Origin of the sequence: Pseudoclavibacter caeni, assembly GCF_008831125.1 — a bacterium.
Classification (GTDB): Bacteria; Actinomycetota; Actinomycetes; order Actinomycetales; family Microbacteriaceae; genus Pseudoclavibacter_A; species Pseudoclavibacter_A caeni.
The window spans coordinates 354,851-376,272 of record NZ_WBKA01000002.1 but is presented as its reverse complement, the minus strand read 5'-3'; the positions used below and the strand labels follow the sequence as shown (position 1 = coordinate 376,272).

The 21,422-nt window shown below is 73.5% G+C and carries 22 protein-coding genes and 1 rRNA gene; 20 read left to right on the top strand and 3 right to left on the bottom strand.

Annotated features, from left to right (window positions below; genetic code table 11):
- The 16 genes from rrf to der form a co-directional block, all read left to right on the top strand.
- Positions 1-80: ribosomal RNA gene (rrf, locus tag F8O02_RS04190) — 5S ribosomal RNA — on the top strand; the annotation flags it as partial.
- A gap of 110 nt (positions 81-190) precedes the next feature.
- Entirely contained in the window at positions 191-1,285 is a 1,095-nt protein-coding gene (locus F8O02_RS04185; RefSeq protein WP_158035972.1) for an HAD-IIA family hydrolase, read from the top strand.
- A gap of 78 nt (positions 1,286-1,363) precedes the next feature.
- Positions 1,364-1,558: a hypothetical protein gene (locus F8O02_RS04180; protein WP_158035971.1), complete on the top strand. Its 195-nt coding sequence runs from the start codon at positions 1,364-1,366 to the stop codon at positions 1,556-1,558.
- 95 nt (positions 1,559-1,653) lie between these two features.
- Positions 1,654-2,541: a TlyA family RNA methyltransferase gene (locus F8O02_RS04175; protein ID WP_225734102.1), complete on the top strand. Its 888-nt coding sequence runs from the start codon at positions 1,654-1,656 to the stop codon at positions 2,539-2,541.
- The gene (locus tag F8O02_RS04170) at positions 2,531-3,583 is read left to right on the top strand and encodes an NAD kinase (RefSeq protein WP_158035969.1); all 1,053 of its coding nucleotides are present in this window, start codon (positions 2,531-2,533) and stop codon (positions 3,581-3,583) included. Before F8O02_RS04175 ends, F8O02_RS04170 begins: the two co-directional genes overlap by 11 nt.
- The gene (recN, locus tag F8O02_RS04165; RefSeq protein ID WP_158035968.1) at positions 3,580-5,265 is read left to right on the top strand and encodes a DNA repair protein RecN; all 1,686 of its coding nucleotides are present in this window, start codon (positions 3,580-3,582) and stop codon (positions 5,263-5,265) included. Before F8O02_RS04170 ends, recN begins: the two co-directional genes overlap by 4 nt.
- 57 nt (positions 5,266-5,322) lie before the next feature.
- Positions 5,323-7,065 (top strand): CTP synthase, encoded by a 1,743-nt coding sequence (locus F8O02_RS04160; protein WP_158035967.1) that lies wholly within the window; start codon positions 5,323-5,325, stop codon positions 7,063-7,065.
- A complete protein-coding gene (locus F8O02_RS04155; RefSeq protein WP_218859567.1) occupies positions 7,052-7,756 on the top strand; it encodes an NUDIX domain-containing protein in 705 nt (234 codons plus the stop codon). The genes F8O02_RS04160 and F8O02_RS04155 overlap by 14 nt, the downstream gene beginning before the upstream one ends.
- A complete protein-coding gene (locus F8O02_RS04150; RefSeq protein WP_225734101.1) occupies positions 7,753-8,790 on the top strand; it encodes a site-specific tyrosine recombinase XerD in 1,038 nt (345 codons plus the stop codon). Before F8O02_RS04155 ends, F8O02_RS04150 begins: the two co-directional genes overlap by 4 nt.
- 70 nt (positions 8,791-8,860) lie before the next feature.
- Positions 8,861-9,613 carry a ParA family protein gene (locus tag F8O02_RS04145; protein WP_158036004.1) on the top strand — a complete coding sequence of 251 codons (753 nt, stop codon included), beginning with the start codon at positions 8,861-8,863 and terminating at the stop codon, positions 9,611-9,613.
- A complete protein-coding gene (locus F8O02_RS04140) occupies positions 9,597-10,511 on the top strand; it encodes a segregation and condensation protein A (RefSeq protein ID WP_158035966.1) in 915 nt (304 codons plus the stop codon). Before F8O02_RS04145 ends, F8O02_RS04140 begins: the two co-directional genes overlap by 17 nt.
- Positions 10,508-11,149, top strand: a complete 642-nt coding sequence (scpB, locus tag F8O02_RS04135) for an SMC-Scp complex subunit ScpB (protein WP_158035965.1) — start codon at positions 10,508-10,510, stop codon at positions 11,147-11,149. The genes F8O02_RS04140 and scpB overlap by 4 nt, the downstream gene beginning before the upstream one ends.
- The gene (locus F8O02_RS04130) at positions 11,133-11,876 is read left to right on the top strand and encodes a pseudouridine synthase (RefSeq protein ID WP_158035964.1); all 744 of its coding nucleotides are present in this window, start codon (positions 11,133-11,135) and stop codon (positions 11,874-11,876) included. Before scpB ends, F8O02_RS04130 begins: the two co-directional genes overlap by 17 nt.
- A 36-nt stretch (positions 11,877-11,912) precedes the next feature.
- A complete protein-coding gene (locus F8O02_RS04125) occupies positions 11,913-13,007 on the top strand; it encodes a prephenate dehydrogenase (RefSeq protein WP_158035963.1) in 1,095 nt (364 codons plus the stop codon).
- Entirely contained in the window at positions 12,989-13,672 is a 684-nt protein-coding gene (cmk, locus tag F8O02_RS04120) for a (d)CMP kinase (protein WP_158035962.1), read from the top strand. The genes F8O02_RS04125 and cmk overlap by 19 nt, the downstream gene beginning before the upstream one ends.
- A 46-nt stretch (positions 13,673-13,718) precedes the next feature.
- Positions 13,719-15,257, top strand: coding sequence for a ribosome biogenesis GTPase Der (gene der / locus F8O02_RS04115; RefSeq protein WP_158035961.1), 1,539 nt, complete (start codon positions 13,719-13,721; stop codon positions 15,255-15,257).
- A 27-nt stretch (positions 15,258-15,284) separates the two neighbouring features.
- On the opposite strand, the gene F8O02_RS04110 is transcribed toward der, so the two are convergent.
- Entirely contained in the window at positions 15,285-16,136 is an 852-nt protein-coding gene (locus tag F8O02_RS04110; protein WP_158035960.1) for a PPK2 family polyphosphate kinase, read from the bottom strand.
- Positions 16,137-16,186: 50 nt separating this feature from the next.
- Between F8O02_RS04110 and F8O02_RS04105 the strand changes: the two genes are divergently transcribed.
- The 3 genes from F8O02_RS04105 (at position 16,187) to F8O02_RS04095 (ending at position 18,740) form a co-directional block, all read left to right on the top strand.
- Positions 16,187-17,185, top strand: coding sequence for an MYG1 family protein (locus tag F8O02_RS04105; protein ID WP_158035959.1), 999 nt, complete (start codon positions 16,187-16,189; stop codon positions 17,183-17,185).
- 2 nt (positions 17,186-17,187) lie between these two features.
- On the top strand, positions 17,188-17,826 hold the full coding sequence (locus F8O02_RS04100; RefSeq protein ID WP_225734100.1) for an IMPACT family protein: 639 nt from the start codon (positions 17,188-17,190) through the stop codon (positions 17,824-17,826).
- Between the two features lie 95 nt (positions 17,827-17,921).
- Complete coding sequence (locus F8O02_RS04095; RefSeq protein ID WP_158035957.1) at positions 17,922-18,740, top strand: hydroxymethylpyrimidine/phosphomethylpyrimidine kinase; 819 nt, start codon at positions 17,922-17,924, stop codon at positions 18,738-18,740.
- A gap of 151 nt (positions 18,741-18,891) precedes the next feature.
- Here the strand turns inward: F8O02_RS04095 and F8O02_RS04090 are convergent, their stop codons facing one another.
- The gene (locus F8O02_RS04090) at positions 18,892-19,830 is read right to left on the bottom strand and encodes a Ppx/GppA phosphatase family protein (protein ID WP_158035956.1); all 939 of its coding nucleotides are present in this window, start codon (positions 19,828-19,830) and stop codon (positions 18,892-18,894) included.
- A gap of 75 nt (positions 19,831-19,905) precedes the next feature.
- Between F8O02_RS04090 and F8O02_RS04085 the strand changes: the two genes are divergently transcribed.
- Entirely contained in the window at positions 19,906-20,691 is a 786-nt protein-coding gene (locus tag F8O02_RS04085) for a glutamate racemase (protein ID WP_158035955.1), read from the top strand.
- A 91-nt stretch (positions 20,692-20,782) separates the two neighbouring features.
- On the opposite strand, the gene F8O02_RS04080 is transcribed toward F8O02_RS04085, so the two are convergent.
- On the bottom strand, positions 20,783-21,292 hold the full coding sequence (locus F8O02_RS04080) for an NUDIX domain-containing protein (RefSeq protein WP_158035954.1): 510 nt from the start codon (positions 21,290-21,292) through the stop codon (positions 20,783-20,785).
- Positions 21,293-21,422: the final 130 nt, after the last annotated feature.

The window sequence follows — 21,422 nt, the reverse complement described above, 5'->3', positions numbered from 1 at the left end:
TTCCGAACCCGGAAGCTAAGCCTCACAGCGCCGATGGTACTGCACGGGGGACCGTGTGGGAGAGTAGGACACCGCCGGACACCCATTCCACCTCGGGCCCGCACCACACCAGTGGTCGCGGGCCCGAAGTGCACCCACAACCACACCAAGCCACACGGACACGCCAACCCGGTTCATTACACTGGCCATCATGTGCCCATTATTCCGAAGCCGACGTCATGATCCTGCCGAGCCGGGCGCAGCGGCGTCCGCCCGCATCGGACGGCGTGAGCAGCATGCTCTCCCTGCTGAGATCATCGCCGACTCGCCGCTCCAAGGCCGAGACGCGGTGCTGAGCGATCTCGACGGCGTCGTGTATCGAGGATCCGATGCCGTGCCAGACGCCACACCCGCACTGGAACGTGCACGAGCCGCCGGTCTGTCCGTGGGGTTCCTCACCAACAACGCGGCCCGCACCCCGGAGACGGTCGCCGCCCAGCTGTGCGACCTCGGCCTCGACGCCGTCCCGGACGACGTCGTTACGAGCCCGCAGGCGGCGGTCATGCTGCTCGCCGATCATGTTCCCGCCGGTTCGGCGGTGCTGGTGGTCGGCGGCGAGGGGCTGGAACGAGCACTCACCGACGCGGGCTACCAGGTCGTCCGCCATCAGACGCCGCAGACCCGCGCCGTCGTGCAGGGCTTCGCCCGCGATGTGACCTGGGCGGACCTCGCTGAGGCGGCGTTCACCATCGCCGCCGGCGCGGTCTGGATCGGCACGAACCAGGACTGGACCCTGCCGCAGGAGCGCGGGATCGCGCCCGGCAACGGCACCCTCATCTCCGCGGTGCACACCGCGACTGGGACGTTCCCCGAGATCGCTGGCAAACCCGAGCGGCACCTGTTCGACCTCGCCGTCACCCGCTTCCGCTGTGCCCGGCCGCTCGTGGTGGGCGACCGGCTCGACACAGACATCGAGGGAGCCCGACGGGCCGGGCTCGCCAGCGCCCTCGTGCTCACCGGCGTCGACGGCGCCACCGACCTCATCACCGCTCCGCCCGAGCGGCGCCCGGACTTCCTGCTCGCCACGCTGGCCGATCTGCACCGGCCGTACCCGCTGCTCGAGCTCGCTCCCAACGGCGCGGTCTGCGGGGACGCCGCGGTGCGCATCGACGGACGGGACGTGCGGATCGAGCGCGGCGACCCCGATGACCCCGACACCATCCGGGCGACCGCGCAGGCGGTGTGGCACAGCGAGCTGCCCGTGGCCGGGCTGAGACTGCCGGATGCGTATCGTCCCGCTCGCTGAGACGCGTGCCGTCCCGCCTTCCGGGCCGCGCGACATCTCACCCGGTGATGACGGTGGGTGCCGGTAGACTCGACGGCGATGGACACCACCGCAGACTCCCGCATGCCGCTCGGCGACGACCGGGACGACGATCGCGCCCTTGCCGTGGCACTGGCACGGCTCGACGCCCTCGACGTGGCTGATCGCGCCGACGGATACCAGCGGCTCGTCACCGATCTGGAAGGCCGGCTGCAGGCGATTGACGGGCCGGCGCGTCAGGGGAGCGGCCGGTGACCGACAGGGCGTCTGAGACTGCGCCGTCTGCGGCTGACATCAAGATGCGCGGCGGGAGCCGGTCGATCGGGACCGACAGGATGTCCGAGGCTGCGGTGTCTGCTGCCACTGCGCCACCGGCTGCAGAGCCGGAGCGGCTCGATGTCCGGCTCGCCCACACCGGCCGGGCCCGCTCGCGCACGCATGCGCAGCGACTCATCCGTGCCGGGCTCGTGACCGTCGACGGCGTCCCGGAGCGCCGGCCCGGCCGTCGCGTGCCCGTCTCCGCACAGGTAGCCGTGCAGGGGGACACCCACCACGTCGGTCGCGCCGCGGGCAAGCTCGACGACGCGCTCGACTCCTTCGCCGTGGACGTCGCCGGCCGGGTCGCGCTCGACGCCGGCGCGTCCACGGGCGGGTTCACCCAGGTGCTCCTGGAGCGCGGTGCCGCGCAGGTGTTCGCCGTGGACGTCGGGCACGACCAGCTCGCGCCCCGGCTGGCGACCGACCCCGCGGTCGTCGATGTCGAGGGAGTGAACCTGCGCTGGCTCGAGCTCGACCAGCTGCGCCGGCCAGGCCTCGCGCACGCCCCGGAGGAGATCGACCTGGTCGTCGGCGACCTGTCGTTCATCTCGCTCGCCCTCGTGCTGCCCCGGCTGCAGCAGGTGCTGGCGCCCCATGACCTGGTGCTGCTCGTCAAGCCGCAGTTCGAGGTCGGGCGCGGTAGTCTGGCCAGAGGCGGCATCGTCGTCGATCCGGTCCTGCGACTGCGGGCGATCGAGACCGTGGCCGCCTGCGCCGAGGGCGCGGGCCTCCACGTCGCGGGCCTCATGCGCACCTGCGTGGTCGGCCGCACGGGCAATCAGGAGTATCCGATCTGGCTCGTGCCGGATGCGGCCCGCGGGATCGACTGGCGGCCGCTGGCCCGGGCACTGACGACGGATGCGAGGCCGGCTGCCCACGTGACGGCCGCACGGAGAGGAGAGGGTGTCGATGGCCGATGAGACCCGACGCCGGGTGCTGCTCGTCGTGCATCCACGACGGGAGGTCGCGCTCAAGTCGACGATGATCACGCTGCGGCTGCTGCGCGAGGCCGGGCTCGTGCCCGTGCTCGCCCCTGACGGGGTCGAGCCGCTGCGCCAGTGGGGCGTCGACGTCGACGACGCGGAGGTGCTCGGCGTCGACTGCACCGGCCCCGATCTCGAGATCGTCATGGTCCTCGGCGGCGACGGCACGATCCTGCGCGCCGCGGAGCTCGTCCGCTTCGACGCGACGCCCATCATCGGTGTGAACCTGGGCCATGTGGGCTTCCTCGCGGAGAGCGAGCGTGACGATCTCGTGCAGGCCGTCAGCCACGTCGTCCGCCGCGCCTACGAGGTGGAGCGCCGGATGGCGCTGACCGTGCGGGTCTCCGACGGCGACCGGCTGCTCTTCCAGGACTGGGCCCTCAACGAGGTCACCATCGAGAAGCCGCGCAGCAACAAGATGATCACCGTCGACGTGAGCATCAACGGACGGCCTTTCACCGCCTTCGGCTGCGACGGCGTCATGGTCAGCACCCCGACCGGGTCCACCGCATACGCGTTCTCCGCCGGCGGCCCCATCGTCTGGCCGAACCTCGAGGCGCTGCTGTTCGTGCCACTCAATGCGCACGCCCTGTTCGCCCGACCGCTCGTCATCGCCCCGCACCTGACCGTCGACGTCCAGCTCAGCGACGACGCGGACGGCGCCGTCACCTGGTGCGACGGGCGCCGCAGCCAGGCCCTGCCGCCCGGCGCGCGCGTGCAGGTGAGCCGGTCGGCGATCCCCGTGCGCCTAGCCCGCCTGCGCACCGGGTCGTTCGTCGACCGGCTCGTCAACAAGTTCGAGCTGCCCTCGCTCAGCTGGCAGCAGGGGGCCGAGCAGCGACACGGCCCCGGCGCCCAGCCCGCGCCGACCGGACGCGACGCCCTCGCAGCAGAGACGATCGCCCAGCGCGAGGCGGACGCCCACACGGCTCAGGACGGCCGGGGCCCCTCAGCTGGCGGGGAGGGAGGACCGGCGTGATCGAGGAGATCGACATCCGCGACCTCGGCGCCGTCGCCCGGGCGACCCTCGCGCTCGGCCCGGGGCTCACGGTGCTCACCGGCGAGACGGGCGCCGGCAAGACCATGGTCGTCACCGCGCTGCAGCTGCTGCAGGGCGCGCGCGCCGACGCCTCCCGCGTGCGGGAGGGCGCCGAGCGGGCGGAGATCACCGGCCGGCTGCTCGTCGACCCCGACGGGCCGGTCGCCCGCGCGGTCGAGGACGCCGGCGGCGAGCTGGACGGCGACGAGCTCATCGTCAGCCGTCGCCTCGCCGCGACCGGCCGCACCCGCGCCTGGGCGGGCGGGCACGCGGTGCCCAATGGGGTGCTCGGCCGGATCATGGCGCCGCTCGTGTCGATCCACGGCCAGAGCGACCAGCTGCGGCTGCGCACGCCCGCCGAGCAGCGCGCCGTGCTCGACGAGGCGGGCGGGGGCCCCCTGCACCGGGCCGCCGAGAGCTATCGTGCGGCATGGGAGGCCTGGCGGGAGCTGCGCCGCCGGCTCGACGACCTCGTTGCCGGTCGACAGGCCCGCGCTGCGGAGGCGGACCGACTGCGCGAGGACGTCGCCGTCGTGGAGCGGGTCGCGCCCCGGGCCGGGGAGCTGGCCGAGCTCGAGGCGCTCGTCGGCCGGCTCGACGCCCGGCAGGATCTGCTGCGCCGGGCCGGTACCGCCCGGCAGCTGCTCAGCGCAGAGGACGCGATGCCGGACGGCCGGGACCTGCTCGGCCTCGCCGCCGCCGCCCGCGCACAGCTCGAGACCGCTCCGGACGCCGCCCTCGCCGCCCTCGCCGACCGGGTGGCCGAGCTGGAGGCGGTCGCCCAGGACGTCGCCGGGGAGCTCAGCTCGTTCATCGCGTCGTTCGACGAGCTGGGGGAGGCGGATCTCGCTCGGGCTCACGAGCGGCTGGCGGAGCTGCGCGAGCTGGAGCGACGTTTCGGCACGGTCGACCGGGCGATCGAGCTGCTCGAGACCGGCTCCGCCCGGCTCGCCGAGCTCGACGCCGACGATGACACCCGGCAGCGGCTCCAGACGGAGGTCGATCGCGCCGAGACCGCCCGCGACGAGGCGGCCCGCGCCCTCGGCGCCGAGCGTCGCCGTGCGGCCGCCGCGCTCGCGGAGCGGGTGACCGCGGAGCTGCACGGGCTCGCGATGCCCGAGGCGAGGCTCGAGATCGCGGTGACCGATCGGCCGCTGGACGCCACTGGGGGTGACGAGGTGGCGTTCCTGCTCGCCGGGCATGCGGAGGCGACCCCGCTGCCGCTCGCCCGCACGGCCAGCGGCGGCGAGCTCTCCCGGGTGATGCTCGCCCTCGAGCTGTGCGTGAGCGAGACGGCGGAGGGCGGCACCGGGCGCACGTTCGTGTTCGACGAGGTCGACTCAGGCGTGGGCGGCCAGGCGGCCGTGCGGATCGGCGAGCGGCTCGCCCGGCTCGCCCGCCACGCGCAGGTGCTCGTCGTCACCCACCTGCCCCAGGTGGCAGCGTACGCTGACACCCATCTGGCGGTGCAGCGCGCGGCGGGGGAGCACGCGGGCGCCAGCGACGTCGTCCGACTGGACGACGCGGGGAGGGACGAGGAGCTGGCCAGGATGCTGGCCGGACGGGTGAGCGCCACGGCGCTCGCCCACGCCAGGGAGCTGCGGCGGCAGTCCCGGGTGTGAGACCGCGGGACGCGCCGGGCGACCGGCGGGTCCCCAAGTGCGATAGGATGGAGACCCGTGGCAGACGCGCAGAGCACTCGGACAGTCAAACAGATCTTCGTGACCGGGGGCGTGGTCTCCTCGCTCGGAAAGGGACTGACCGCGGCCAGCCTCGGGCACATCCTGAGGGCCAGCGGCGTCCGGGTCGTCATGCAGAAGCTCGACCCGTACCTCAACGTCGACCCGGGCACGATGAACCCCTTCCAGCACGGCGAGGTGTTCGTCACCGAGGACGGCGCGGAGACGGACCTCGACATCGGGCACTACGAGCGGTTCCTCGACATCAACCTCAGCCAGGCGGCCAACGTGACCACCGGCCAGGTGTACTCGACCGTGATCGCCAAGGAGCGCCGCGGCGAGTACCTGGGCGACACCGTCCAGGTCATTCCACACATCACCGACGAGATCAAGAGCCGCATGCGCGCGCAGGCGACCCCGCACGACGGCGAGGACCTGCCCGACGTGATCATCACCGAGGTCGGCGGCACGGTCGGCGACATCGAGTCGCAGCCGTTCCTCGAGGCGGCCCGGCAGGTGCGCCAGCAGCTCGGCCGCGACAACGTCTTCTTCGTCCACGTCTCGCTCGTGCCGTACATCGGTCCGAGCGGCGAGCTGAAGACGAAGCCCACCCAGCACTCCGTCGCCGCCCTGCGATCGATCGGCATCCAGCCCGACGCGATCGTGCTGCGCAGCGACCGCCCGGTCGGCGAGGGCATCAAGGCGAAGATCGCGCTCATGTGCAACGTGGAGATCGGCGCGGTGGTGAACTGCCCCGACGCGGCGAGCATCTACGACATCCCCACGATCATCCACTCGGAGGGACTCGACCGGGTGATCACCGATCAGCTGCACCTGCCCGCCCACGAGGTGGACTGGTCGCGCTGGCAGCCGGTGCTCGACGCCGTCCACCACCCCCGCCACGAGGTCACCGTCGGCCTGGTCGGCAAGTACATCGACCTGCCCGACGCATACCTGTCGGTGACCGAGGCGCTGCACGCGGGCGGCTTCGCCCACGCCACGAAGGTGAACGTGCGCTGGATCCCCTCCGACAGCCTGCTCGACGAACGGGTGCGCGAGCGGGAGCTCGGCACAGTCGATGCGATCTGCGTGCCCGGCGGGTTCGGCATCCGCGGCATCGAGGGCAAGCTCGCCGGGCTCGCCTGGGCGCGGGAGAACCGGCTGCCCGCGCTGGGGCTGTGCCTGGGGCTGCAGTGCATGGTCATCGAGTACGCCCGGCATCGCGCGGGCCTCGCCGAGGCGTCGTCGAGCGAGTTCGAACCCGACACCCCACAGCCGGTCATCGCCACGATGGCCGAGCAGGTGGATATTCTCGCCGCCGGTGACCTCGGCGGGACGATGCGGCTGGGCTCGTACCCGGCCGTGCTCGCGGAGGGGTCGCTTGTCGCCGGGCTGTACGGCACCACGCAGGTCACCGAGCGCCACCGGCACCGCTACGAGGTCAACAACGCCTACCGTGATCGGATCGCCGAGGCCGGGATGCGCTTCAGCGGCACCTCGCCGGACGGACACCTGGTCGAGTTCGTCGAGCTGCCGGTCGAGGAGCACCCGTTCTACGTGGGCACCCAGGCCCACCCCGAGTTCAAGTCGCGCCCCACCGCGCCCCACCCGCTGTTCGCCGGCCTCGTCGGCGCCGCGCTCGAGCGGCAGCAGGCCACCCGGCTGTTCGACGAGACCGAGGACGTCTCGGTCTCCGTCGAGGTGGACGTCGAGGCCCGCGCCGAGGGCCATGCCGACCGCTGACGGGACCCCCGCGGGCGCGCCGGACGCGACCGTGCCCGGCCCCGACGAGTTTGAAGCCGACCGGCCCGATGCCACACCGGCCGGGTCCGGCGTGCACGGGTTCGGCGCGGCCGGATCCGCCCCGGCCGGACCGCTCGCCGACGCGCCGGAGCCGCATCGCGTCCTCGCCGGGGAGACCGTGTTCCGCGGCACGGTGTGGGAGGTGCGCCGTGAGCGGGTCGCCTATGGCGACGGGACGCTCACCCGCGAGTTCGTCCGGCATCCCGGCGCCGTGGGCGTGCTCGCTCTCGACGACCGCGACCGCGTCGCGCTCGTCCACCAGTACCGCCACCCGGTGCGCGCCAGACTGTGGGAGCTGCCCGCCGGGCTGCTCGACGTGCCCGGCGAGGCGCCGCTCGAGGCGGCTCGCCGCGAGCTCGCCGAGGAGGCGGAACTCGAGGCCGAGGACTGGGAGCCGCTGATCGACCTGTTCACCACTCCGGGCGGCAGCGACGAGCGGCTGCGGCTGTACCGCGCCACCGGGCTGCGGCACCGGGTGACCGACTTCGAGCGCACCGGCGAGGAGCGCGACATGGGGCTCGTCTGGCGGCCGTTCGCCGCGGTGCGCGACGCCGTGCTCGCGCACCGGCTGCACAACCCCACGCTCGTCGTCGGGGTGCTCGCGGAGACGGCGCGGCGCGCCCGGTCGTGAGCGACCCGGCGGCCACCCTCGCGGACCGGCAGATCGCCGGGTTCCTCGTCGCGCTGCGCGCCGAGCGGGGGCTCGCCGAGAACACCGTGCGCGCCTACCGCTCCGATCTGCGCGCCTACCGGGGCTGGCTCGCCGAGCGCGGCATCACCGACCTGGCGGAGGTGGACGAGGCCACGCTGCGCGCCTACCCGGGATGGCTGGCCGAGACCCGTGCCGCGGCCGGCGTGGCCACGAGCGCCGCGACCACGGGGCGGATGCTCAGCGCCGTCCGGGGCCTCCACCGCCAGCTGTTCCGCGACGGCACGCTGCCCACCGATCCCGGCCCGGCGCTGCGAGGGCCGCGCCGGCCGCGCCGCCTGCCGAAGGCGCTGAGCATCGCCGAGGTCACCCGGCTGATCGAGTCGGCCGCGGGCGACGACCCCGTGAGCCTGCGCGACCGGGCCATCCTCGAGTTCCTGTACGCGACCGGCTGCCGGGTCAGCGAGCTGACCGGCCTCGTCGTCGACGACGTCCAGACGCTCGAGCGCGTCGACGACGCGCCGCCGCTCGACGTCGTGCGCCTGCGCGGCAAGGGCGACCGGCAGCGGATCGTGCCTGTCGGCGCCTGCGCCCGGCACGCCCTGGACGCGTACCTCGTGCGGGTGCGCCCGGCGCTCGCAGCCCGGGGGCGGTCCAGGTCTCGGCTGTTCCTCGGCGTGCGTGGCGGGCCGCTCAGCCGGCAGGCCGTGTGGGAGATCATCGCCCGCGCCGGCCGGCGGGCCGGTCTGCCCGAGCACCGGGTGTCACCGCACGTGCTGCGCCACTCCTTCGCCACGCATCTCGTCTCCGGCGGGGCCGACCTGCGTGTCGTCCAGGAGCTGCTCGGCCACGCGTCGGTCACGACCACGCAGATCTACACCCGGGTGACCGAGGAGCACCTGCGTGAGGTGTACGCGACGAGCCACCCGCGCGCCCACCGGGCGACCCCGGCGCAGGGGCGTCCGCCCGAGCCTGCGCCGGTGCGCGACGACGGCGGGTCGGAGGTCACCGACTAGACTGTGCGTCGTGAGTGACTTCCCCGTGCCCCAGCCGCTGAACGGCCACGGCCCAGCGCGCATCATCTCGATGAGCAACCAGAAGGGCGGCGTCGGCAAGACGACGACCACCGTGAGCCTCGGTGCGGCCCTCGTGGAGTACGGGCGGCGGGTGCTGCTCGTGGACTTCGACCCGCAGGGCGCGCTGTCCGCCTCACTGGGCGTGCAGACGATGGACGACCCCACCGTCTACGACCTGCTCATGGGCACGGTGAAGGACACCCGGTCGGTCATCACGCACACGTTCATCCAGGATCTCGACGTGCTGCCGGCGAACATCGACCTGTCGGCCGCCGAGCTGCAGCTCGTCAACGAGGTCGCCCGCGAGCAGGCGCTCGCCCGCGCCCTGCGCCAGGTGACCGGCGACTACGACGTGATCCTCATCGACTGTCAGCCGTCGCTCGGGCTGCTCACGATCAACGCGCTCACCGCCGCGCACGGGGTGATCATCCCACTCGAGGCGGAGTACTTCGCCCTGCGCGGCGTCGCCCTGCTTGTCGAGACGATCGAGAAGGTGCAGGATCGCCTCAACCCCGCCCTCGAGCTCGACGGGATCCTCATCACCATGTTCGACTCGCGCACGATCCACGCCCGCGAGGTGTCGCAGCGGGTGCGCGAGGCGTTCGGCGACACGGTGTTCGACACCGTCATCCCGCGCACGGTGAAGTTCCCCGACTCATCCGTCGCGGCGAAGCCGATCACCGAGTTCGCCAGCAGTCACCCGGCCGCCGAGGCCTACCGGCGGCTCGCCCGAGAGCTGATCGCCCGTGGCGGCGCCCCCTGACGAGCCCGCCGCCGGGTTCGCCGTCCGTCTGGAGAACTTCGACGGGCCGTTCGACCTGCTGCTGACCCTGATCGGCCGGCACGAGCTGGACGTCACCGAGGTGTCGCTGAGCCTCGTGACCGCGGAGTTCCTCGAGCACGTGCGCGCTCTTGACGCGGCCGGGCAGCTCGAGCAGACGAGCCGCTTCCTCGTCGTCGCCGCGACCCTGCTCGACATGAAGGCGGCGAGCCTGCTGCCCCGCGGCGAGGCCGTCGACCGGGAGGACATCGCCGCGCTCGAAGCCCGCGACCTGCTGTTCGCCCGACTGCTCCAGTACCGGGCGTTCAAGGAGGTCTCGGCCTGGTTCGCCGCCCGGCTGGACGCCGAGGGCGGCCGGCTCGCCCGCACCGCCCCGCCGACCGCGGCCGTCGACGTCACCCCGCCGCCGCTGGTGTGGACGACGTCCCCGCAGGATCTGGCAGTGCTCGCCCGGATCGCGCTCGCCCCGCGCACCCCGCCGACCGTGGGGCTCGCGCATCTGCACGCGCCCACGGTGAGCATCCGCGCCCAGGCGGCGATCCTGGTGCGCCGGCTGCGGGCCGCGGGGGAGGCGGACTTCCACGACCTGGTCGCCGACGTGGCCGGCCGCGGCGAGGTCGTCGCGCGGTTCCTCGCGGTGCTGGAGCTGTATCGTGAGACGGCGGTGACCTTCGAGCAGCTCGAGCCGCTCGGGCCGCTGCACATTCGCTGGACCGGCGAGCACTGGGACGACGCCCAGCTCGCCGCGCTCGGGGCCGACTACGAGACCCCGGCGCCCGAGTCGGATGGGGCCGGGCGTGAGACGGACGGGACGGGGCCCGGGCACGCGACCGCGCCCGACGGACAGCACCCACAGGGCGGAGAGGAGGAGCGCCGATGAGCGAGTCGGACCAGACGGTGTCGGATGCCGTGGTCTCGGACGCGGTGACCCCGGATGCCGCAGCCGCTGCCCCGGACGCCGCCGCCCAGGACGCCCGGCCCCTGTCGGCCCGTCTCGAGGCCGTGCTCCTCGCCGCCGACCGGCCGGTCGACACTCGTTCGCTGGCCGCCGCCGTCGCCGAGCCCGAGCCTTGGGTCGCCCGCGCCCTCGCGGGTCTGCAGGCCGAGTACGACGGTCCGCCGGAGCGCGGGTTCGAGCTGCGTCGCGTCGCCGGCGGCTGGCAGCTGTACGTGCGGGCCGGGTACGAGGACGCGGTGCGCCGGCTCGTCGACGAGCGCATCCCGCCCCGGCTCAGCCAGGCGGCGCTGGAGACCCTCGCGGTGATCGCCTACCGGCAGCCGATCAGCCGCGGGCAGATCTCGGCCATCCGCGCGGTCAACGTCGACGGCGTCGTGCGCACGCTCGTCGCCCGCGGGCTCGTCGAGCCCGCGGGCGTGGACGAGGCGACACAGGCGACGCTCTTCCGCACGACCGACCTGCTGCTCGCTGAGCTGGGCGTCGACTCGCTCGACGAGCTGCCGCCCATCTCGAACCTGCTGCCCGAAGACCCGGAGGAGACCGATGGCGAACGAGACTGACCAGCATCCCGAGGGCGAGCGCCTGCAGAAGGTGATGGCCCGGGCGGGCGTCGCCTCGCGCCGGGCGAGCGAGGAGCTCATCCTGGCCGGTCGCGTCGCCGTCAACGGCCGCATCGTCCGCGAGCTCGGCACCCGGGTGCGTCCCGAGGACCGCATCGAGGTCGCCGGGCTCGTCATCGTCACCGACCCCGGCCTGCGGTACTATGCGCTCAACAAGCCCGCCGGGGTGGTCAGCACGATGCACGACGAGCACGGCCGGCCCGACCTGTCGCGCTGGGCGACGGCGGAGACCGGGCGCATCTTCAACGTCGGCCGGCTCGACGAGGCGACCCGCGGGCTGCTGCTGATGACGAACGACGGCGAGCTCGCCCACCAGCTCATGCACCCCTCGTTCGAGGTCGAGAAGGTCTACGTCGCACTCGTGCGCGGCCGGGTCGCCCCGCGCGACCTCGCCCGGCTGCGGCAGGGCGTGGAGCTCGAGGACGGGCCGATCCGCGCCGACGCCGCTCGCGTCCTCGACCGTGCCGACGGCCGCACACTCGTGGAGATCCACCTGCACTCGGGGCGCAACCGCATCGTCCGTCGCATGCTCGCCCACATCGGACACCCCGTGCTCGAGCTGACCCGCCGCCGCATCGGCCCGGTGCGGCTGGGCGCGCTGCCGGAAGGGGAGATGCGGCCGCTGACCGCCGAAGAGGTCGGCCGTCTGCTGCGTCTCGGCCGCTGATCCGGCCCTGCACTGGGACGGGTAGACTGGGCGGTCATGGGCATCAGTCAGGAACTCGCGCGCACGCCGTCACCGGTGCTCGTCGTCGGCACCGGCCTGCTCGGGGCGAGCATCGGGCTCGCCCTCGCCCAGCGCGGCGTCGACGTGCTGCTCTCGGACGTCTCGCCCAGCGCGCTCGCGCTCGCGGCCGACTACGGGGCGGGTCGGCCGGTGACCGTGACCGACCGGCCCGTGCTCGTCGTCGTCGCAGTGCCGCCTGAGCTGACCGCGGACGTCGTCGCCGAGCAGCTGCGCCGGCATCCGGACGCGGTGGTCACCGACGTGGCGAGCGTGAAGTTCCAGATCCTCGCCCGACTCGAGGCCGCCGGCGCCGACCTCGACCGCTACCTCGGCTCGCACCCGATGGCCGGCCGCGAGCGGGGCGGGCCGATCGCCGCCCGGGCCGACCTCTTCCAGGGGCAGCCGTGGGTGATCGCGGAGCATCCTCGGATGACGCCGCGGGCGCTCGAGCTCGTCGAGCGGGTCGCGCTGGACGTCGGCGCGGTGCCCGTACACCTGGACCCGGCCGAGCACGACCGGGCCGTGGCCCTGGTCTCCCACGTGCCGCAGGTCGTGGCCACGCTGCTGGCGGGGCGGCTGCTCGACGGCACGCCCTCGCAGCTGGCGCTCGCCGGTGGCGGGCTGCGCGACACCACGCGCATCGCCGCCAGCGACCCGGGGCTGTGGCTGCAGATCCTCGCGGCGAACGCGCCCGCGGTCGGCGACATCCTGCAGGCGCTGCGCGATGACCTCGACCGGGTGCTCGGCGCGCTGGCCGACGTCGACGCCCCGGGCGCCCGACGGACGCTCACGGAGGTGTTCCTGCACGGCAACGAGGGCGTGCGGCGCATCCCCGGCAAGCACGGCACTGACGCGACGTACACCGATCTTGTCGTCTTCGTCGCCGACCGGCCGGGCGAGCTGGCCCGGCTGTTCCAGGAGATCGGGGAGATCGGCGTGAACATCGAGGATCTGCGTCTGGAGCACTCGCCCCGGGCGCAGTTCGGACTGGCGGAGGTGAGCGTGCTGCCCGAGCGGGCGGAGGAGCTCGCCCGGGCACTGGGAGAGCGTGGATGGCAGCTGAGCCGATGATCATCGCACTGGACGGGCCCGCGGGGTCCGGGAAGTCGAGCACCGCGACCGGGCTGGCTCGCCGGCTCGGCTGGCTGCACCTCGACACGGGCGCGTGGTACCGGGTGACCGCGCTGCTCGGTGGACGGGAGGACGTCGACCCCGCTGACGCGGTCGCGCTCGGCCGGCTGCTCGACCGGGTGGATCGGGCGCTCGCCGCGAGCGACTGGCCGGGTGAGGAGCCCCGGCGCGTGCTCGTCGACGGCGAGGACGTCACGGCCGCCATCCGCACGCCCGAGGTCTCCGCCTCGGTGAGCCGCTACTCGCGCGTGCCCACCGTGCGTGAGCGGCTCAACGCGGGTTTCCGCCGGCTCGCCGCACGTACCCGGGCGCCCGGCGTGGTCGCCGAGGGGCGCGACATCACCACGGTGACCTTCCCGGACGCGAGCCTCCGCGTGCTGCTCACGGCGACCCCGCAGGCGCGGGCCCGGCGCCGGGCCGCCCAGCTCGGGGAGACGGACGTCGCCGGCATCGCCCGCGACATCGCCGAGCGCGATCGCCGCGATCTCGCGGTCGTCGACTTCCTCACCCCCGCGGCGGGCGTGGTGTCGCTCGACACGAGCGAGCTGACCCTCGGGCAGGTCATCGACCGCATCGTCGACCTGCTGCCCGTCGACCGCCGCTGACCGCGGCGCCACCAGACCCGAACGATCGAACGAACCCAGGAGCGACATGGCCGACCAGAATGAGAACCGCGACGCGCAGGCGCCCGAGTTCGGCACGACGAGCGCGGACGAGCTGGCCGCCAGGCTGAGACGCCTCGGCGAGGGGGAGGTCGAGCGCGTCGCCGACGTCGCCCGAGACCAGCTGGCCGAGTACGACCTCGAGCCTGAGGACGAGGAGGTGCTCACCGGCGAGGTCGCCCCGACGGCGGAGCCCGGCGCACGACCCGCCCCGCCGGTGCTCGCCGTGGTCGGCCGCCCGAACGTGGGCAAGTCGACGCTCGTCAACCGCATCATCGGCCGTCGTGAGGCCGTCGTGGAGGACACCCCCGGGGTCACCCGCGACCGGGTCTCCTACGACGCGGAGTGGAACGGCCGCCTGTTCCGTCTCGTCGACACCGGCGGGTGGGAGCTCGAGGCCCGCGGGCTCGACCGCTCGGTGGCTGAGCAGGCCGAGCTGGCCGTCCAGGAGGCCGACGGGGTGATGCTCGTCGTCGACGCGAAGGTGGGGCCGACCTCCACCGACGAGCAGCTCGTGCGTGTGCTGCGCCGGGTCGGCCGTCCTGTCGTCCTCGTGGCGAACAAGGTCGACGACTCCGGGCAGGCGGCTGATGTGGCCGCGCTGTGGAGCCTGGGGCTCGGCGAGCCGCACCCGGTCTCCGCGCTGCACGGGCGCGGGTCGGGTGACCTGCTCGACGCGATCGTGACGATGCTGCCGGAGCACTCGCAGGTGGCCACCGCTCAGCCGGGCGGGCCTCGCCGCGTGGCGATCATCGGCCGCCCGAACGTGGGCAAGTCGAGTCTGCTCAATCGGGCCACCGGCACGTCGCGCGCGGTCGTCAACGACCTGGCCGGCACGACCCGTGACCCGGTCGACGAGCTGGTGACGATCGCGGGCACCACCTGGCGGTTCGTTGACACGGCCGGCATCCGCCGTCGCGTCCACCTGCAGCAGGGCAGTGACTACTACGCGACGCTGCGCACGCAGACCGCGCTCGACCGCGCCGAGGTCGCGATCGTCGTCCTCGACGTCACCCAGCACATCTCCGACCAGGATCTGCGCATCATCGACATGGTGCTGGAGAGCGGCCGGGCGCTCGTGCTCGCGTTCAACAAGTGGGATCTGCTCGACGACGATCGGCGCGGCCAGCTCGAGCGCGAGATCGAGCAGCGGCTCGGGCATGTCTCGTGGGCGCCCCGGGTGAACCTCTCGGCGCGCACCGGGCGGCATCTGGAGAAGCTCGTGCCCGCCCTGGAGGCGGCGCTGGAGGGGTGGGACACGCGCGTGCCGACCGGCAAGCTCAACGCGTTCCTGCACGAGCTCGCCCAGGCGAACCCGCACCCGCTGCGGGGCGGCAAGCAGCCCCGGGTGCTGTTCGGCACCCAGGCGGCGACGCAGCCGCCCACGTTCGTGCTGTTCACCAGCGGGTTCATGGACCCCCAGTACCGGCGGTTCATCATGCGTCGGCTGCGCGAGGTGTACGGCTTCGTCGGCACCCCGATCCGCATCGGCATGCGAGTGCGCGAGCGGCGCGGCCGGCGGCGCTGATCCGGCTGCGCGCGGCCGGCACGGTGGTCAGCTCTCGGCCAGCCGGCGGCGTTCCTCGGCGACGTCGAAGTCGGCGACCGGCCACTGCAAGTCCAGGTCGCGCAGCGTCTCGATGAGGATCTGCTGCACAGCGGCCCGGGCGTGCGGCTTCGAGTCGGCCGGCACCGCGTACCACGGGGCGTGCCCGGTGGACGTGCGGGTCAAGGCGATCTGGTAAGCCTCCTGATACGCCGGCCACAGCGCGCGCTCGGTGACGTCGCCCGGGGAGAACTTCCAGTGCTTCTCCGGGTGGTCGAGCCGGGAGAGCAGCCGGCGACGCTGCTCGTCGCGGGAGATGTGCAGCATGATCTTCACGACGGCCATGCCCTGCTCGACGAGCTCCTCCTCGAAGTCGGTGATGATGCCGTAGCGGCGCTCGATGACGTCCATGGTGTCCAGATGCCGCACGCGGTGGATGAGCACGTCCTCATAGTGCGAGCGGTCGAACACGCCGATGAGCCCCACCTCGGGAAGCTCGCGGCGCACCCGCCACAGGAAGTCGTGCCGCTGCTCCTCGGGTGTCGGCGTCTTGAACCCGTGGATGTGCACGCCCTGCGGGTCGACGGCGCCGATCACGTGTCGGACGATCCCGCCCTTCCCCGCGGTGTCCATGCCCTGCAGCACCAGGAGCACCGACCGGTGAGCGCCGGTCGAGGTCTGCCCGTTCGCGAACAGACGCTCCTGCAGATCGGCCAGCTCGCCGGCGGTCTCGCGCAGCCAGGCCTCCGGGTCGGCGTCCTGCCGCCAGCCGGGCATGCGTCCCGTGTCCACCTGCGCCAGGTCGAAGTCGGCGCCGACGAGCAGCGTGTCGCGGGGATCCTCTTTCCAGGGAGTCTTCATACCCTCCATCGTAGGGATGGCGTGTCCGACCCTGCGGCTATGCTCGGGATGTGATCATCGCAACCCACAACGGCAAGTTCCACGCGGACGACGTGTTCGGCGTCACCCTGCTCCGCCAGCTGCATCCCGAGGCCACCCTCGTGCGCTCGCGGGATCCGGAGGTGCTCGATCGCGCCGACATCGTCCTCGACGTCGGCGGGGTGTACGACCCGGAGCACCGGCGTTTCGACCACCACCAGACCACCAGCGGGGCACGCGAGAACGGCATCCTGTACTCGGCCTTCGGCCTGCTCTGGCAGCACTACGGCCTCGAGTTCTGCGGCGGCGACGAGGAGGTCTGGCGGCGCATCGACCGCGGGCTCGTCCAGGCGATCGACGCCGTCGACAACGGGCAGGATCTCTACACGCTCACCGACTTCCACGCCCGCCCCATCGACGTCAGCGAGGTGCTCGGCTGGTTCAACCCGGTCAGCCTCGTCGGCGACGAGGAGTTCGACGCCCAGTTCGAGCGGGCCAGCGCTGTGGCCGCCCAGCTGCTGCAGCGCCTGCTGCTGAAGACCCGCGACGCGGTGGAGGGGGAGCGGTACTTCCTCGACGCGTACGCGCACACGCCAGATCCCCGCTACGTCGTGCTCGACCGCTTCGTGCCCCACGGGCGCATCGCGAGCCGCCAGCCCCGGCTGCTGTTCGTCGTCTTCCCCAACGCGAACGGCGACTGGGCGATCAAGACCGTGCAGGAGGACTCGGCGAGCTTCGTCTCCCGGGCGCTGCTGCCCGAGGCCTGGCGCGGCGCCGATCACGACGCACTCGTCGCGGCCACCGGGGTCGACGACGTGGTGTTCACGCACAAGGCCGGTTTCATCGGCGCGGCGCGCAGCCGCGAGGGCGCTCTGCGGATGCTGCAGCTCGCCCTGGCCGACCCGGCCGCGGTCGCCGCCGACCGGCTCGCCCGCCAGCGGCTCGTCCAGCCGGCGACGCCCCCCGCCGGACGTGCCGAGCCATCCGCCCAGTCCGCCCCTGCCGCCCCGGCTGACCCGGCCGCGGACTGACCATGCCCCCGGCGTTCCGCACCCCGGCCGCCCCGGCGACCGCCGAGACCGAGGTGCGCCGCTCCCGGTTCCTCGCCCGGCTGGAGCCGGCGGAAACCGAGGCGGACGCGCGTGCGGTGATCCAGGCGATGCGGGCGGCGCATCCCCGGGCCCGGCACCGCTGCACGGCGTTCATCGTGGGCGAGGCGCCGGTGATCGAGCGCTCCAGCGATGACGGCGAGCCGTCAGGCACCGCCGGCCGGCCCATTCTCGACGTCCTGCACGCGGCGGGGCTCGGCCGGGTCGTGTGCGTGGTCACCCGGTACTTCGGCGGCGTGCTGCTCGGCACCGGCGGCCTCGCCCGGGCCTACGGCGATGCGGCGGACGCGGCGATCGCCGCCGCCCGGCTCGTCACGATGCGGTGGCGGGACGTCATCGCGGTGACCGTCGACTACGCGGACGTGCCCGCGGTGCAGGCGCTCGCGGCCCGCCGCGGCTGGCGCGAGGTCGCAGCCGACTGGGCCGAGCGGGCCACGCTGCGGCTGGCGCTCGCGGGCGAGGAGCCGTCCGAGGCGTCCGCCGGGCTCGCGGACGCCACCGCCGGCCGGGCCCGCGTCGTCCCCGACGGCACGCGGCTGGTCGCCGACGCCCCGGACCGCTGAGTCGGGCGGGGCGTCGGGCGCGGCCTGCCGGGCGACCGGTCCGCTGCCTGGGGGCGGCCGGCAGACCACTCCGCGGCGGCCGCTACACTTGCCGCATGACATCCACACCAGCATTCGCCATGACCATCGCGGGCTCTGAAGCGACTGGCGGCGCCGGCGCCCAGGCCGATCTGAAGACCTTCCAGCAGCTCGGCGTGTTCGGCTCGATCGCGCTGACCTGCATCGTGTCGTTCGACCCGAAGCACGACTGGGGGCACCGGTTCGTGCCGGTCGACCCGCAGGTGATCAGCGACCAGATCGAGGCGATCACCGCCGCGTACGGGCCCGACCAGCTGCAGACCGTGAAGATCGGCATGCTGGGCACGCTGCCCACGATCGAGCGGGTGCACCAGGCGCTCACCGAGCGCGAGTACCGCGACGTCGTGCTCGACCCGGTGCTCATCTGCAAGGGGCAGGAGCCCGGCGCCGCGCTCGACACTGACCAGGCGCTCATGGAGCGGCTGCTGCCGCTGGCGACGTTCGTGACCCCGAACCACTATGAGGCACAGCGGCTGAGCGGGCTGGAGCGCATCGACACCGAGGCCGATCTCATCGAGGCGGCGAAGCGCATCAACGACCGCTCGGGTGCGGCCGTGCTCGCCAAGGGCGGCGTGCGCATCCCCGGCCCGGAGGCGATCGACGTGTTCTACGACGGCACCACGCTCGAGGTGCTGCGGGTGCCGAAGGTCGGCGAGCACGTGGTCGCCGGCGCCGGCTGCAGCCTCGCCGCCGCGGTGACCGCCGGGCTCGCTCTCGGCGACACCCCGCTGGAGGCCGCGCATCGCGCCAAGACGTTCGTCACGGCGGGCATCAGGGGGCGGGTGCACTCCCGGGCCCCGTTCGACGTGCTCTGGCAGGGCGCGGCGACGGCCTGAGTCGCGTCATGCTCCCGGCGCCCCGGTGGTCTCTCCGCCGGGGCGCCGCTGTCGTGCTGCGGCTGCGGCACGGCTGGGCTGCGGGGCGGCCGTGCCACGAGGCAGAGGCGGTTGCGCAGCGGGAGTGTCGTGGCCGTCCGGCGGGCGTCGCCTACAGGTCGGCGCCGGTCTCCATCGAGTCGAGGTAGCGCAGGATGACCCCTTCGCGCAGCGCCCACGGACTCACTTCGAGCTCGTCGATGTCGAGGGCCTTCATCGTCTGGTGCAGCACGATGCCGCCGCCGACGATCTGGAAGGCCCGTTCGGCCGTCACCCCGCGCAGCTCGGTGCGCCGCTCGGCGGGCAGCGCCGCCAGCCGCGGCAGCCACCGCTTCAGGTCGGCTCGGCGCAGCCACTGGGTCGTGCGTCCGCCGATGGTGACCTCGTCGCCGGCGAGGCGGGCGAGGGAGCGGATCGTCTTGGAACTGCCGATGACGTGGTCGGGGTGGGGCATCCCGGCGAACGCGTCGGAGACGTCGGAGACCACCTCGTAGGCATGGCGGCGCAGGCGGCGCACCTGAGCCTTCGTGGGCGGGTCGTCGTGCAGGTAGGCGACCGTCGTGCGTCCGGCGCCGAGCGGCACGGATCGGGAGACGATGGGGTACTCGGAGGGGCCCATCGCGAGTTCGAGCGAGCCGCCGCCGATGTCGATCAGCAGGATGCGGCCGCTGGACCAGCCGAACCAGCGGCGCACCGCCAGGAACGTCAGCCGCGCCTCGTCCTCGCCGTCGAGCACGCGCAGGTGCATGCCGGTGCGCTGCTCGATCAGGTCGAGCACCTCGGGGCCGTTCGTCGCCTCGCGCACCGCAGAGGTGGCGATGCCCACCAGATCGTCGACATGCTCGGCCCGGGCGGCCTCCACGGCGTCACCGATCGCGGTGACCAGCCGGGTCACCCCCTCGGGGCTGATCGAGCCGTCCGGCTGCAGATGACGCATCAGCCGCAGCACCGACTTGTGCAGCGAGTACGGGGCGGGGTTCGCCCCCGGATGCGCGTCGACGACCACCATGTGCACGGTGTTGGACCCGACATCGAGGACTCCCAGACGCATGCCTCAAGCCTAGCGGCCCGCGGGCCCGGGCCGATGCGCGCGGGGCATCGCGACCACGGCGGTAGAATGCCGGCCGTGACCACCACCGACCAGGCGCCCGTGTCCGACGCCGCGCGCATCGCCATCCTCGACTCCGGGCGCGGGCTGCTGCCCACCGCCGCCTGGCTGCATCGGCTCGCCCCCGACACACAGCAGCTGCTGCTCGGCGATCCCCAGGGCGGACCCTGGGGCGAGCATGACCCCGGTTACGTCGTCGACCGTGTCTTCGCCCTCGCGCGCATGGCCCGCGACTGGGGCGCCGAGGCGCTCGTGCTGGCGTGCAACACCGCGAGCATCGTGGCCCGGCAGGCTCTGCGCGAGCAGTTCGAGCCGCGGATGCAGGTGGTCGCGACCGTCCCCGCGGTCAAGCCGGCGGCGCTGCGGTTCCCCCGCTTCGCGGTCTGGGCGACCGAGACCACCGCGCGCAGCGACTACCTCGCAGACCTGATCGACGTGTTCGCCTCGCCCGCGCGGGTCGACATCGTCGGCAGTCATGACCTCGCCGACGCGATCGAGCACCGGGACACCGCCCGCATCGAGGCGGCCGTCGCCGACCCGGCGCGGCGCACCGGCGACGTGCCCGCGGTCGTGCTCGGCTGCACGCACTATCCGCTTGCGGCCGAGACGATCGCCCGCCAGCTGCCCGAGGGCACGGTGCTGCTCGACAGCGCCGAGGCCGTTGCCCGCCAGACGCTGCGGCGGATCGGGCTGCCCGCGGACGCGGCCGTGCCGGAGTTCGCCGACGACAGCGCGTTCATCTCGGAGACACTCGCCGATCTCGCGGTCGTCGACGTGCCGTGGGCCAAGGTGCGCACGCTCTGAGTCGGGCAGGTCGCTGGGGCGGGCGTCCGTGCGCCGGAGGGGTGGCCGTGCGTCCGTGGCTCGGGGAGAGGACGGGCCAGGCGATCGAACCTCAGATCTGATGCTCGAGCAGGGAGCGGTGCAGGCCCGGCCAGGCCTTCGCGAACCCGGGGTGCAGATCGAGCCGATCGACGGCGTCGAGGGGCACCCAGGCGATCTCGACGCTCTCGGCGTCGGTGCGCACGGCCTCGAAGGGGTGAACCACTCTGGCGAGCACGGTCACGTATGACCAGAAGCCGAGGTCGGCGACGTGCTCGGCCATCACCGCCACCGCGTCCTCGGGCACGCCGGCTTCCTCGTGCGCCTCGCGCAGGGCCGCGGCCACGGCCGCCTCACCCTGCTTCCGCGCGCCGCCGGGGATGCCCCAGGTGCCGCCGAAATGACTCCACTCGACGCGGTGCTGCAGCAGCACGCCGCGCTCGGTGTCATGGGCGAGCAGCCCCGCGGCACCGAACCGGCCCCAGAAGCGGCGGCCGTCAGGCCCCTCGACCCAGGCGTCGCCGGGGTCGTGGACGGCGTATCCCTCGGGTGCGGGCGTGAGGTACTGGCTGTCGTCGCTCATGCGGGCAGTCTAGCCGGGGGCGGGCGGCATCGCGGCGGGAGTGCACGGTGGGGCGCTTGTGCATTCGGGCGATGTCGATGGGTGGTGCTTGTGCATCGCTGCGATCTCGATGGGGCGCTGCACGTCTCTC